General features: G+C 78.2%; 1 protein-coding gene. It reads right to left on the bottom strand.

Annotation, left to right across the window (positions count from 1 at the left end):
- Positions 1–101 precede the first annotated feature (101 nt).
- Positions 102–15,170 (bottom strand): SDR family NAD(P)-dependent oxidoreductase, encoded by a 15,069-nt coding sequence (locus tag ACIQTO_RS37355; RefSeq protein ID WP_402398008.1) that lies wholly within the window; start codon positions 15,168–15,170, stop codon positions 102–104.
- Positions 15,171–15,215 lie beyond the last annotated feature (45 nt).

Raw genomic sequence — 15,215 nt, 5'->3', positions numbered from 1 at the left:
ATGTGCTCCGTGGGTGTCCGGGAGGACGGGGAGGCCCCAGCCCCGTGAATCAGTGGTCGGCGGTCGGTCCGGCAGTCGGCCGGCGGTCGGTCAGCAGGCGGTCACCGGTCGCCGCCCTGATCGATGAAGTCGAACATCTCCTCGTCGGTCGCCGAGCCGAACGCCTCCTGCGCGGGCGGGAGTTCGGGCTCCGTACGGTCGTCGGCACGGCTCTCGGCCAGCTCCCGGAGCCGCTCGGTCGCCTTGGCCCGGTCCTGGTCGTCGAGCAGCGCGAGCATCGCCCCGATCCGGTCGATCTCGCCCAGCACCGAGTCCCACGAGACGGTGTGCTCCCGGTGCAGCCGGGTCCGCAGATAGCGGCCGAGGGCGGCCGCGTTGGGGTGGCTGAAGATCAGCGTGGCCGGCAGCGGCAGGCCGGTCGCGGTCCGCAGCCGGTTGCGGACCGCCAGGGCGGTGAGGGAGTCGAAGCCCAGGTCCTTGAACGCCGTCCCGGGGTCGATCTCCTCGGGGTCGGCGTGGCCGAGGATCGAGGCGGCGCAGGACCGCACCAGGTCGACCAGCGCCTTCTCCTGCTCGTCGTCCGGCAGGCCGAGGAGCCGTTCGAGGAGCACCGGGGTGGCCTCGGCGGCGTCCGCGGCCGGGCCGCGCCGGGCTCCCGCCACCAGCCCGCCCAGCAGCGGCGCGACGCCCGGGTCGCCGCGGCGCACGGCCGCGGTGTCGACGCGCAGCGGCGCCAGGGCGGCCTCCGGGCGGGTCAGCGCCGCGTCGAGCAGGGCCAGGCCCTGCTCCTCGGTGAGCGCCAGCAGCCCGCCGTGGCGGGCGCCCTCGCCCGCTCCACCGGCCTCGTCCGCGCGGTCGTCGCCGTCCGTCGCGGCGTCCTGGCCGGCCCACGGCCCCCAGGCGAGCGAGAGGCCGGGCAGCCCCCGGGCCCGCCGGTGCTGGGCGAGGGCGTCGAGGAAGGCCGCGCCGGCGGCGTGCCCGGCCCGGTCCCGGTCACCGGCCAGGCCGGCCGCCGAGGCGTGCAGGACGAACGCCGCGAGGTCGAGGCCCCGGGTCGACTCGTGCAGGTGCCAGGCCCCGTCGGCCCCGGGCAGGTCGGCCCCGGAGGCGTCGGTGTCGGCCCCGGGGGAACCGGCCGCGTGCACGACGGCCCGCAGCGGGTGCCGCGCCGGGACGGCGGCGAGCACCCGGGCCAGTGCCTCCCGGTCCGCGCCGTCCCAGGCGGCCACCTCGACCACCGCGCCGAGCGCGGACAGTTCGGCGGCCAGGGCCGCCGTTCCCGGTGCGGCCGAGCCGTGCCGGCCCGTCAGCACCAGGCGGCGGACGCCGTGCGCGGTCACCAGGTGCCGGGCCGTCGCGGCGCCCGGCCGGCTCTCGGCGCCGGTCACCAGGACCGTGCCGTCCGTCGGGACGGCGGTGCCGGTGCTGCCGGCGGTGTCGAGGGCCGGCACCCGGCTCAGCACCGGGACGAGGATCCGGCCGGCCCGCACCGCGTACTCGGTCGCCCCGGTGTCCGCTGTCCCGTGGTCGGCCGTAACGGTGTCCGCCGGTGCCGCGCCGGCCGCGTCCAGTGCGGCGGCGAGGGCCTCCGGGGACGCGTCGTGGCCGTCGAGGTCGGCCAGCACGATCCCGGCCGGGTGGCCCGGCCGGGCCGAGCGCACCAGCCCCCACAGGGCCGCCGCGCCGGGGTCGGTGACCTGGTCGCCCAGTTCGGCGAAGACCGCGCCCCGGGTGAGCACGACCAGGCGGGCGGCGGCGAACCGCCCGTCCGCCGCGTGCGCCCCCAGCGCCGCCAGCACGGCGCGCACCGAGGCCCGCACCGCGTCCGGGACGTGCCCACCGGCCCCGCCGTCGGCCGGGGTACCGGCGACGACCAGCGCGATCCGGTCGGGCACCGGTGCGCCCGCGTCCACCGCGGCGGCCAGGGCCGGCCAGTCCGGGTGGACGGCCGCACCGGTCGCGCGGGCCAGCGCACCGGCCTCGCCCAGCACCGCCCAGCGGGCGCCGGTCCGCCCCGCTCCCGCGGCCGGCTGCTGCTGCTGTTGCTGCGGCACCCACTCCAACCGGGTCAGCACCGGCCGTTCGCCGCCCGCCGCGCGCAGCTCCCGGGCCGACCACGGACGCAGCCCGAGCGCCTCGACGGTCGCGACCGACCGCCCGCTCTCGTCGGCGAGCCCGACCGCCAGGGTGTCGGCGTCCGTGACGCGCAGCGTCACCCGTGCCACCGGCAGCGGGCCGGGGACGACGGAGACGCCGCGCCACGACGAGGCCAGCCGGACCCGGCCGGTCTCCGGCCGGTCCCCCGCCGGTTCGGGCGCGAGTCCGTACACGGCCGGCTCCAGCAGCGCCGGGTGCAGGTCGAGACGCGCGGTGCTCTGGCCGTCGCCGCCGTGGGTGAGCTCGGCGAAGAGCTCGTCGCCGCGCCGCCAGGCGGCCCGCATGCCCTGGAAGGCGGGGCCGAGCCGCAGGCCCGCGCCGGTGAGCCGCTCATAGGTGTCCGCGACGGACACCGGGGTGGCCCCGACCGGCGGCCACTGCTCCGGCCGCCCGGCCGGGCGGTGGGCGCCGGGCGCGACCGTCCCCGAGGCGTGCCTGGTCCACGACGCGTCGGCCGGCGCGTCCTCGGGCCGCGAGTGCACGGTGACCGTGCGCGCCCCCGCGCCGTCGGGCCCGGCCAGGGTGACCTGGACCCGTACGCCGACCGTCTCGGGCAGCACCAGCGGGGTGTGCACGGTCAGCTCCTCGACCACCGGGCAGCCGGCCTCGCCGCCGGCCCGCAGGGCGAGGTCGACGAGCAGCGTGCCCGGCACGACGGCCGACCCGAGCGCCTGGTGGTCCGCCAGCCAGGGGTGCGAGGTCGTCGACAGCCGTCCGGTGAACAGCGTCCCGGAGCCGTCGGCCAGGTCGACGCCGGCGCCCAGCACCGGGTGCTCGACCGTGAACTGGCCCCAGCCGGCGCCGCCACCGGAGGCCGCCGCGCCGGCCGCGTCCACCCAGTGCCGGCGGCGCTGGAAGGCGTAGGTCGGCAGGTCCACCCGGGTGACCCGGTCATGGGTGAGCAGGCCGGCCCAGTCGACCGGCAGTCCGCGGCCGAAGGCGTCGGACAGCGCCGTGACCAGCCGGTCCGGGCCGCCGTCGCCGCGCCGCAGCGTCCCCAGGACGGCGCCGGTGACACCGAGGTCGTCGAGGGTGTCGCCGAGCGGCACCAGCAGCCCCGGGTGCGGGCTGCACTCGACGAACGCGTCGTGGCCGTCGGCGGCGGCCGCGCCGATCGCGGCCTCGAACCGGACGGTGCGGCGCATGTTCTCGAACCAGTAGGCGGCGTCGAGCGGGGTCTGCCCGTCGAGCAGGCCGCCGGTGACGGTCGAGTACATCGGGACCCGGCCCGGCAGCGGCCGCAGATCGGCCAGCAGGCGGGTGATCTCCTCGCGGGCGGCGTCCATCTGCGCCGAGTGCGAGGCGTACGCCGCCGGCACGAAGCGGGCCCGGGTGGACTCGCGCTCGCACCGGGCCATGATCGCGGTGAGCGCCTCGGTGTCCCCGGAGAGCACCACGTTGGTGGGGCTGTTGATCGCGCCGACCGACACCAGGCCCTCGGCGCCGGCCTCGGCGATCAGCGCGTGGGCACGTTCGGCCGTCACCGCCACGGCGAGCAGCCCGCCCCGGCACGCGTCGACCGTCTGCACGGCCCGGACCCGCATCACGGCGACCCGGGCGGCGTCCTCCAGCGACAGCAGGCCGGCCACGTACGCGGCGGCGGCCTCGCCCTGCGAGTGGCCGATCACGGCGGACGGGCGCACCCCGCAGGACTCCCACCACCGGGCGAGCCCGACCATGACGGCGAACAGCACGGGGTGCAGGACCTCGACCCGGGCGAGCGTCACGGCCGTCGCCTCGTCCGTGCCGCGCAGGACGTCCAGCAGCGACCAGTCCGGCACCAGCGGATCGATGACGGCCGCGCACTCGGCCACCGCCTCGGCGAACACCGGGCTGGTCTCCAGCAGTTCGGCCGCCATGCCGAGCCACTGCGAGCCCTGGCCGGGGAAGACGAAGACGGGCCCCGGACCGGCGCTGAGCGCGCCCGAGGGGGTCGCCGTGCCGTCGGCCAGTCCGGCGAGCCCGGCGAGCAGCTCCGCGCCGTCCCGCCCGCGCACCACCGCGCGGTGGTCGAAGACGGCCCGGCCGGCGGCCAACGACCAGGCGACGTCGGCGGGTTCGGCGTCCGGGTGGCGCTCGGCCCAGGCGTGCAGGCGGGCGGCCTGGGCGCGCAGCGCCTCGGCGGTGCGGGCCGACAGCGGCCACGGCACGACCCCGGCCACGCCCCGCACCGGCGCGTCACCGGTCCGGGCGGCGGCGGTCTCGGCGGCGGCGGTGTCCAGGACCGCGGTCTCCGGGACGGCGGTCTCCGGAACGGCACCGGGCTCGGCGGCGGGCGCCTCCGGTCCGCCGTCCGACCGGTCCTCGGCGGGGGCCTGTTCGAGGATGATGTGCGCGTTGGTGCCGCTGACCCCGAACGACGAGACGCCCGCCCGGCGCGGCCGGTCCAGCGCGGGCCACGGCCGGCGTTCGGTGACCAGCGCGACGTGCCCCGCCGCCCAGTCGACGTGCGGGGTCGGCTCGTCGACGTGCAGCGTCGGCGGCAGCTCCCCGTGGCGCATCGCGAGCACCATCTTGAGCACGCCGGCGATCCCGGCGGCGGACTGGGTGTGGCCGATGTTGGACTTGATCGACCCGAGCCAGAGCGGCCGCTCCGCGGTGTGCTCCCGCCCGTAGGTGGTGAGCAGCGCCTGCGCCTCGATCGGGTCCCCGAGCCGGGTGCCGGTGCCGTGCGCCTCGACCGCGTCGACGTCCGCCGGGGTCAGCCGGGCGTTCGCCAGCGCCTGCCGGATGACCCGCTGCTGGGAGGGCCCGTTGGGCGCGGTGAGCCCGTTGGACGCGCCGTCCTGGTTGACCGCCGAGCCGCGGACGACCGCGAGCACCCGGTGGCCCCGGCGGCGGGCGTCGGACAGCCGCTCGACGAGCACCAGCCCGGCGCCCTCGCCCCACCCGGTGCCGTCGGCGGCGGCCGCGAAGGGCTTGCAGCGGCCGTCGGCGGAGAGGCCGCGCTGGCGGCTGAACTCGACGAAGGCCTGCGGCGAGGTGAGGACCGCGACACCGCCGGCGAGCGCGAGGTCGCACTCGCCGGAGCGCAGCGCGTTCGCCGCGAGGTGCAGGGCGACCAGCGAGGAGGAGCAGGCGGTGTCGACCGTCACCGCGGGCCCTTCGAGTCCGAGCACGTACGAGACGCGGCCGCTGATCACGCTGGTCGCGGTGCCGGTGAGCAGGTAGCCCTCCTGGCCCTCGGCGAGCGCTCCCGAGGTGCTGGTGTGGTAGTCCGCCGCCATCGCGCCGACGAAGACGCCGGTGCTGCTGCCGCGCAGTGTGGTGGCGTCGATGCCGGCGTGTTCGAAGGTCTCCCACGCCGTCTCCAGCAGGACCCGCTGCTGCGGGTCCATGGCGGCCGCCTCGCGCGGCGAGATGCCGAAGAACTCGGCGTCGAAGCGGACGGCGTCGTCGACGAAGCCGCCTTCGCGCACGTACGACTTGCCGGCCCGGTCCGGGTCGGGGTCGTAGAGGGCGTCGAGGTTCCAGCCGCGGTCGCGCGGGAACGGCGCGATGGCGTCGGCGCCGTCGGCGAGCAGCCGCCACAGGTCGTGCTCGTCGGCCACGCCGCCCGGGTAGCGGCAGCCCAGGCCGACGATGACGACCGGGTCGTCCTCGGTGCCGGGGGCGCCCGCCGCCGGGAGCGCGGCGCCCGCGGCGGCCACCGGGGTGCCGAGCAGTTCGGCGCCGATGTGGTCGGCGAGCGCGTCGGGGGTCGGGTGGTCGAAGACCAGTGTGACGGGCAGCCGCAGGCCGGTCGCGGCGGCGATCCGGTTGCGCAGTTCGACCGCGGTCAGCGAGTCGAAGCCGAGCGCCTTGAACGGGCGGGTCCGACCGATCGCCTCGGGGGTCCCGTGCCCGAGGACGGCCGCGGTCTCCTGCCGGACGAGGGCCGACAGGGTCTGCCGGCGCCGGTCCTCGGAGAGCCGGGCGAGTCGCTGGGCGAAGGAGGCCGCGTCCGGGTCCGGTCCGGCGGCGGCCCGGCGCGGCCCGGGCCGGACCAGGTCGCGCAGCAGCGCGGGGACGTCGCCCGTGCCGCGCAGCACCGCCAGGTCCAGCCGGGCGGGCACCACGGTCGGACGGTCGGCGGCGCGCGCGGCGTCGTAGAGGGCGAGCGCGTGGTCGCTCTCCAGGGCGGTGACGCCGGTACGGGCGATCCGGTCGAGGTCGGCCCGGCCGAGGTGGCCGGTCATCCCGCTGGCCTGGGCCCAGAGGCCCCAGGCCAGCGAGGTGGCCGCGAGGCCGCGGGCCCGGCGGTGCTGGGCGAGCGCGTCGAGGAAGGCGTTGGCGGCGGCGTAGTTGGCCTGTCCGGCGCCGCCGAAGGTGCCGGCCATCGAGGAGAACAGCACGAACTCGGCGAGGTCCTGGCCGCGGGTGAGGTCGTGCAGGTTCCAGGCGGCGTCGACCTTCGGGCGGAGCACCCGGGCCAGCCGGTCCGGGGTGAGCGCGTGCAGGGCGGCGTCGTCGATGGCGCCGGCCGCGTGGATCACGGCGGTCAGCGGGTGGTCGGCCGGTACGGAGGCGAGCAGGTCGGCGAGCGCCGACCGGTCGGCGGCGTCACAGGCCGCGATCCGGACCTCCGCGCCCAGCGCGGCGAGTTCGGCGGCCAGTTCGGCCGCGCCCTCGGCGTCCGGGCCGCGGCGGCTGGTCAGCAACAGGTGGCGGGCGCCGTGTTCGGTGACGAGCCGGCGGGCGAGCAGGGCGCCGAGGGTGCCGGTGCCGCCGGTGATCAGGACCGTGCCCTCCGGGTCGCCGGTCCGGCCGGTGACGGTGGGCGGCAGGGTCAGCACGATCTTGCCGGTGTGCCGGGCCTGGCTCAGGTGCCGGAACGCGTCGACGGCGTCGCGGACGTCCCAGCTGGTGACGGGCAGGGGTTGCAGCGAACCGTCGGCGAACAGGGCGCCGAGTTCGGCCAGCATCTCCCGGATCCGGTCGGCCCCGGCGTCCATGAGGTCGAACGCGCGGTAGTCGGTGCCGGGCCGGGCGCCGATCACCTCGTCCCGGTCGCGGATGTCGGTCTTGCCCATCTCCAGGAACCGGCCGCCGGGGCCGAGCAGGCGCAGCGAGGCGTCGACGTAGGAGTGCGCGAGCGAGTTGAGCACGATGTCGAAGCCGCGCCCGTCACGGGCCGCGCGGAAGCGCGCCTCGAAGCCGAGGTCGCGCGAGGAGGCGATGCGCGGGTCGGCGAGGCCCTGGGCGCGCAGCGTCGGCCACTTGCCGGGCGACGCGGTGCCGTAGACGTCCAGGCCCCAGTGCCGGGCCAGTTGCAGCGCCGCCATGCCGACGCCGCCGGTGGCCGCGTGCACGAGCAGCGATTCACCGGGCCGGACGCCGGCGAGGTCCACCAGGCCGTAGTAGGCGGTGAGGAACACCACCGGGACGGAGGCGGCCTGCGGGTACGTCCACCCGTCGGGCATCGGTGCGAGCAGGCGGCGGTCGGCGACGGCGAGCGGGCCGGTGCCGCCGGCGAACAGGCCCATGACGCGGTCGCCGGGGGCCAGGTCGTGGACGTCGGAGCCGACTTCGAGCACCACGCCGGCGCCTTCGCCGCCGGGCGGCCGGGTGTCGGAGACCATGCCGAGGGCGACCACGACGTCGCGGAAGTTGAGGCCGGCGGCGCGCAGCGCGACCCGGACCTCGCCGGGGCCGAGCGGCCGGGCACCGTCCGGGCTCGGGGCGAGGGTCAGGCCGTCGACCGTCCCGGTGCCGAGCAGGTCGAGGCGCCAGGCCCCGGTGTCGGCGGGGGCGGCCAGCCGGCTCGCGGACCCGGTCCGGGCGAGCCGGGGGGCCGCGAAGGTGCCCGCGCGGGCGGCCAGTTGCGGTTCCCCGGCGGCGAGTGCCGCGCCCAGGGCGGCGAAGGTGTCGGGGTGGTCGTCGAGGTCGGCCAGGACGATCCGGCCGGGGTTCTCGGTCTGCGCCGAGCGGACCAGGCCCCAGACGGCCGCGGCGGCGAGGTCGGGCACGGCCTCGCCGTGCGGCCCGGGTACGGCGCCGCGGGTCAGGACGACCAGCGGGGTGGTGGCGAACCGTCCGGTGCCCAGCCAGGTCCGCAGCAGGTCGAGCACCCGGCCGGCCGCCGCGTGCGCGGCCCCGGCGGGGTCGTGGTCGCCATCGGTATCCGGGTGCGCGCAGGTGATCGCGACGATGTCCGGGAGCGGGTCGGCGGGGTCGAACGCGGCCAGGTCGGGCAGCGCGGCGACGGCCGCGCCGGCGGCGCGCAGGGCGGCGACGGCGCCGAGGTCGTCGGGCCCGACCACCGCCCAGCTGCCGAGCGGAGCGTCCGCCGGCGGCGCGATGGCCGGCCAGGTCAGGTGGAACAGGTCGTCGGCTGCCGCACCGCGGGCCGGGGCGAGCGCCTCGGCCGTCACGGGCCGGGAGAGCAGCGAGTCGACACCGGCGACCGGCGCGCCGGTCGGGTCGGTCAGGGTGAGCGTGACGGCGTCCGGGCCGCGGCGGGCGAGCCGGACGCGCAGCGCCCGGGCGCCGACCGCGTACAGGCGCACGCCCGTCCAGGCGAACGGCAGTCCGGGTCCGCCCCCTTCGCCGCCGGCCCCGTCGTCGAGCGCTCCGGCGGTGTGCAGCGCGGCGTCGAGCAGGGCGGGGTGCAACGCGAACCGCCCGGCGTCCTGGCCGTCCCCGGCGAGGGCGACCTCGGCGAGCACCTCGTCCCCGAGGCGCCACGCGGCGCGCACCGCGCGGAACAGCGGACCGTACCGGTACCCGGCGCCGGCCAGCCGCTCGTACAGGCCGTCGGTGTCCAGCGGGACGGCCCCGGCGGGCGGCCACACCTCGCCCGCGCCGGGGCGGGGCTCCTCCTCCGGCCGCGCGGGTGCCAGGACACCGCTCGCGTGCCTGGTCCACGGACCGGTCGCCGCGGTGTCCGGGCGGGAGTGGACGGTCAGCGCGCGCCGGCCCTGCTCGTCCGGTCCGTCGAGGAGGACCTGCAGCTGGACGGCGTCCCGGTCCCGCAGGGTGAGCGGCGCCTCCAGGGTGAGTTCCTCGATCACGGCGCAACCGGCCCGGTCGCCGGCCTGGAGCGCGAGTTCGACGAACGCCGTGCCCGGCAGCAGGACCGTCCCGAGGACGGCGTGATCGGCCAGCCACGGGTGACTGCGCAGCGAGACCCGGCCGGTGAGGATGTGCCGGTCACCCTCGGCGGGCGTGACGGCGGCGCCGAGCAGCGGGTGGTCGGCGGAGCGCAGGCCGAGCCCTTCGGCGTTCGCCGCGGCCGGTGCGCCCTCCAGCCAGTAGCGCTCGCGCTGGAACGCGTAGGTGGGCAGCTCGGTGCGGTGCGGCGCCCGGCCCGCGAGGAGCGCGGACCAGTCGACCGGGACGCCGTGGACCCAGAGGCCCGCCGCCGCGGCGAGGAAGCGCCGCAGGGTGTCCGCGTCGCGCTGCAGCGAGCCGACGACCAGCGCGTCCGGCGCGAGCTCCGGCGCGGTCTGCTCGATCGCCGGGGCCAGCACCGGGTGCGGGCTGGTCTCCACCAGCACCGTGTACCCGTCGCGCAGCAGCGCGCGGGTGGCCTGCTCGAACTCGACGGTGGCGCGCAGGTTCCGGTACCAGTACTCGGCGTCGAGCGCGGTGCCGTCCAGGGGTTCGCCGGTGACCGTCGACCAGAAGACGACGGCCGGGGTCGGCGCCGGGCTCACCTCGCCGATGGCGGCGAGGAGTTCGTCCCGGACGGCCTCCACGGCGGCGGAGTGCGCCGCGTAGTCGACCGGGAGCCGGCGGGCCCGGACGGCGTCCGCCGCGCACCGCGCGCCCAGTTCGTCGAGCGCCCCGGTGTCGCCGGAGACGACCACGGCGTCCGGTCCGTTGACGGCCGCGATGCCGAGGCGGCCCGGCCAGTCGGCGATCAGCCGTCCCACGTGCTCGGCCGAGGTGCCGAGCGACATCATGCCGCCGCCGCCCGCGATCGCGAGCAGGGCGCGGCTGCGCAGCGCCACGATCCGGGCGGCCTCCTCCAGGGTGAGCGCGCCGGCCACGTGGGCGGCGGCGATCTCGCCCTGCGAGTGGCCCACCACGGCGGCCGGTTCGACGCCGAGCGCGCGCCACATCGCGGCCACCGACACCATGACGGCGAACAGGGCGGGCTGCACGACGTCGACCCGCTCCAGGGAGGGCGCGCCGGGCTCCTGCCGCAGCACGTCGACGAGCGACCAGCCGGTGTGCGGCGCGAGCGCGGCGTCACAGGCCCGGATGCGCTCGGCGAAGACCGGGGACTCGTCGAGGAGGCGGGCGCCCATACCGGTCCACTGCGAACCCTGGCCGCCGAACACGAACGCCGTCCGGCCGGGCTGTCCGGGGGCGCCGGTGACCAGCGCGCCGTGCGCCGATTCGGCGCCCAACGCGTCGAGGCCCGCGAGGAGTTCCGCCTCCTCGGCGGCGACCAGCACGGCCCGGTGGTCGAGTGCGGACCGGGTGGTCGCCAGGGCGTGGGCGACGTCGGCGGGCCGGGCGCCGGGGTGCGCCGCCAGGTGGGCGCGCAGCCGGCCGGCCTGCGCCCGCAGGGCGGCGGGGGTCGCGCCGGAGACCGGCCAGGCGACGGCGGCCGGCCGGGCCTCGGCCGGGTCGGACCGCTCGGCGGGACCGGCCGGGCCGGGCTGCTCAACCGGGCCCAACTGCTCGGCGGGGTCGCCCTGTTCGAGGATGACGTGGGCGTTGGTGCCGCTGACGCCGAACGAGGAGACCGCGGCCCGGCGCGGGCGGCCGACGGCCGGCCACGGCGTCGCCTCGGTGAGCAGGGACACCGCCCCCGCCGACCAGTCGACGTGCGGCGACGGCGCGTCCACGTGCAGCGTGGCGGGCAGTTCGGCGTGCCGCATCGCCATGATCATCTTGATCACGCCGGCCACGCCCGCGGCGGCCTGGGTGTGGCCGATGTTGGACTTGATCGACCCGAGCCGCAGGGGTTGCGCCTCGGTGTGCCCGGCACCGTAGGTGGCGAGCAGCGCGTGCGCCTCGATCGGGTCCCCGAGCGACGTACCGGTGCCGTGCGCCTCCACCGCGTCGACCTCGGCCGGGCCGAGCCCGGCCTGCGCGAGCGCGGCGCGGATCACCCGTTCCTGGGCGAGGCCGTTGGGGGCGGACAGGCCGTTGCTGGCACCGTCCTGGTTGACCGCGCTGCCCCGGACCACCGCGAGCACCGGGTGGCCGTTGCGCCGCGCGTCCGACAGCCGCTCGACCAGCAGCAGGCCGATGCCCTCGGACCAGGCGGTGCCGTCGGCCCCGGCCGCGAACGACTTGCAGCGGCCGTCCGGGGCGAGACCCCGCTGACGGGAGAACTCGACGAAGGTCGCCGGGCTCGACATCACGGTCACGCCGCCGGCCAGGGCCAGGTCGCACTCGCCCTGGCGCAGCGCCTGGGCCGCGAGGTGCAGGGCGACCAGCGAGGACGAGCACGCGGTGTCGACCGTCACCGCCGGGCCCTCCAGGCCCAGCGTGTAGGCGACCCGGCCCGAGGCGATGCTGCCCGCGCTGCCGTTGCCGAGGTAGCCGTCCACGCCCTCGGGGGCGGTGGTCAGCCGGGACGCGTAGTCGGCGTACATCAGGCCCGCGAACACCCCGGTCCGGCTGCCGCGCAGCGACTTCGGGTCGATGCCCGCGCGCTCGGCCGCCTCCCAGGACGCCTCCAGCAGGAGCCGCTGCTGCGGGTCCATCGCCAGTGCCTCACGCGGCGAGATCCCGAAGAACGCGGGGTCGAAGCGGTCGGCGTCGTGCAGGAACCCGCCCTCCCGCACGTACGAGGTGCCGGCGTGGTCCGGGTCGGGGTGGAACAGGGTCTCGATGTCCCAGCCCCGGTTGTCGGGGAACTCCGAGATGGCGTCGGTGCGGTCGCGCACCAGCCGCCACAGGTCCTCCGGGCCGGTCACGCCGCCCGGGTAGCGGCAGCTGACCGCGACGATCGCGATCGGCTCGTCCGAGACCTTCGCCCTCGCCGTGGCGGCGGCCCGCGGCCGCGCCGGCGCGTCGAGCAGTTCGGCGCGCAGGTGCCGGCCGAGGGCGTTCGCCGACGAGTGGTCGAAGAGCACCGTCGCGGGCAGCCGCAGGCCGACCGCGCCGTTGAGGCGGTTGCGCAGTTCGAGCGCGGCGAGCGAGTCCAGCCCCAGCTCGCTGAAGGCGCGGTCCGGGTCGATCGAGGCGCCGCCCCGGTGCCCGAGGACGGAGGCCGCGTGGGTGCGGACCACGTCGACGAGCACCCGCTCCTGCTCGGCGGCCGGGACGGCGGACAGCCGGCGGAGCAGGGCGCGGGCCGGCTCCGAGCCGCCACCGGCGCCGGAGCGGCGGTGCGCGGGCGACAGGCTCCGCAGCACGGGCGGCACCTCGCCACCGCCGCCCAGCCGCGCCGGGTCGAGCCGGACGGCGGTCAGCACGGGCTCCGGTCGGGTCAGCGCCGCGTCGAGCAGCGCGAGACCCAGCGCGGTGGAGAGCGGTTCGACCCCGGTCCGGGCCATCCGCTGCCGGTCGGCGGCGCCGAGCCCGGCGGTGAGCGCGCTCTCCTGCTCCCACAGGCCCCACTGGAGCGAGACGGCCGGCAGGCCGAGCGAGCGGCGGCGCTGCGCGAGCGCGTCCAGGACGACGTTGGCGGCGGAGTAGCCCGCCTGGCCGGGGTTGCCGATCAGGCCGGCGGCCGAGGAGAAGAGCACGAACGCCTTGAGGGCGGCGCCGGGGCCGCCCGCCGAGGTGTCGGCGGTCAGTTCGTGCAGGTGCAGCGCCGCGTCGGCCTTGGGCCGCAGGACCCGGCCGACCCGCTCCGGGGTCAGCGACGGGACGAGCCCGTCGTCGACGACCGCCGCCAGGTGCACGACCGCCGTGAGCGGGTGCGCCGCCGGGATCCGCGCCAGGACCCGGGCCAGCTCGGCGCGGTCGGCGACGTCGCAGGCGGCGAGGTCGACGTGCGCGCCCGCCTCGGTCAGTTCGGCCCGCAGGGCGTCGGCGCCGGCGGCCGCGGCGCCGCCGCGGGACACCAGGAGCAGCCGGCGGGCGCCGTGCGCCGCGACGAGGTGCCGGGCCACCAGGGCGCCCAGGGTGCCGGTGCCGCCGGTGACCAGCACGGTGCCGCCGTCGGCGAGTCCGAGGCCGTCGGCGGCTTCGGGAGCGGGAGCGGAGGCGGAGGCGGCGGCCGGAAGCGCGGGCACCCGGCGCAGCCGGGGTACCAGCAGACCGGTCCCGCGCAGGGCGGCCTCGGGCAGGGCGGCAGCGGCGGCCAGCGCGTCGAGGCGGGCATCCGCCGCGCGCGGGTCGTCGGCGTCGAGGTCCACCAGCGCGACCCGGTCGGGGTGTTCCGAGCGCGCGGCCCGGAGCAGCCCCCAGACCGCGGCCGCGGCCAGCTCGGGCGCCTCGGCCGTACCGTCCGGAGGCGTGTCGCCGGGAGCCGTACCCGTGCCGCTCTCTGCCACCACCGCGCCGCGGGTCGCGACGAGCAGCCGCGCCTCGGCGAACCGCTCGTCCGCGAGCCACTCCTGGACGACGGCGAGCGCGTCGTACGCGGCGGCGTGCACCGCCGCCGGGTCGGTGGAGCCGGCCGGCGGGCGCGGTACCAGCAGCACCGCGTCGGGGGCGGCTGCTCCGGCGTCCACCGCCGCCGCCAGCGCGGCGAGGTCGGCATGCCGGGCGGCGCCGAACCGGGCCGCGAACGCGGTCACGTCCCGGCGCTCGTCGCCGCCCACGACCGCCCAGCTCACGGGCGGCTCGCCGGACTCGTCGGCGGCCCGCTCGGCCGCGTCGACGGGCGACCACCCGAGATCGAACAGGTACTCGGCCACCGGCGCCGCGACCGTCGGCAGCTGGTCGCGCGACAGCGCGCGGACCGCCAGCGACTCGACCGAGACCACCGGCAGGCCGGCCCCGTCGACGGCCGCGACGGCGATCGCGTCGGTACCCAGAGGTAGCAGACGGACCCGCAGCTCCCGGGCCCCGGCGGTGTGCAGCTGGACACCGCGCCAGGAGAACGGCAGCCGCACACCCGCCCCGGCGTCCTCGGCCGGTGCCCCGTCGGCCGGGGTCAGGCCCAGCGGGTGCAGGGCCGCGTCGAACAGCGCGGGGTGCAGGCCGAAGCGGCCGCCGGCCGCACCGGCCTCCTCCGGCAGGACGATCTCGGCGAAGAGCTCGGATCCGCGCCGCCAGGCCGCCCGGACCCCGTGGAACGACGGTCCGTAGGACACCCCGGCGTCGGCCGCGTCCAGGTACAGCGTGTCGACCTCGACCGGCGTCGCGCCGGCCGGCGGCCAGGCCGCGAGGTCCGCGAGCGCCGCCCGCTCCGGCTGGTCCCGGACGTCCTGGACCTCCGGCGCGGGGGCCAGCGTCCCGGTCGCGTGCAGCGTCCACGGGGCGTCCGGACCGTCCGCCCCGTCCGCACCGTCCGCACCGGAGAGACCGGGTGCCGGGTGGCCGGTCCGCTCGGGGCGGGCGTGCACCCCGAGCGTACGGATCCCGGCCTCGTCGGGCGCGCCGACGGCGAGCTGGATCTGCACACCGCCGGTCGCCGACAGGGCCAGCGGGGCCACCAGCGTCAGTTCGTCGACGCGCGGGCAGCCGAGCCGCCGGCCCGCGTGCAGGGCGAGTTCGAGGAAGGCCGTCCCGGGCACGAGAACGGTGTCGAGCACCGCGTGATCCGCGATCCACGGGTGGGTGTCGAGCGCCAGGCGCCCGGTGAGGAGCTCGCCGTGGCCGTCGGCGAGGCCGACCACCGCGCCCAGCAGCGGGTGGTCGACGGCGCCCTGGCCGAGCCCGGCCGGATCGCCCGCACCGGTGCCGGCGTCCAGCCAGTACCGCTGCCGCTCGAACGCGTACGTCGGCAGGTCACCGACCCGCCGGCGCGCCTCGCCGGCGTCGACGCCGGCCAGTGCGGCCCAGTCGACCGGGCCACCGCGCACGAACACCCGGGCCAGGGCGGCCAGCAGGGTGGACTCGCCGTCCCGGTCGCGGCGTTGGGTGGGAATCGCCACCACCTCGGCACCCGCCGTGCACTCCGCGACCATCGCGGTCAGCACCGCGTCCGGCCCCACCTCCACGAACGCCGACACACCCTCCCCCCGCGCCGCCCCCACCACGTCACCGAACCGCACCGC

Source organism: Kitasatospora sp. NPDC091207 (assembly GCF_044768625.1).
GTDB lineage: Bacteria > Actinomycetota > Actinomycetes > Streptomycetales > Streptomycetaceae > Kitasatospora.
The sequence above is the reverse complement of the archived record's forward strand: the minus strand, read 5'-3'. Positions and strand labels throughout refer to the sequence as shown.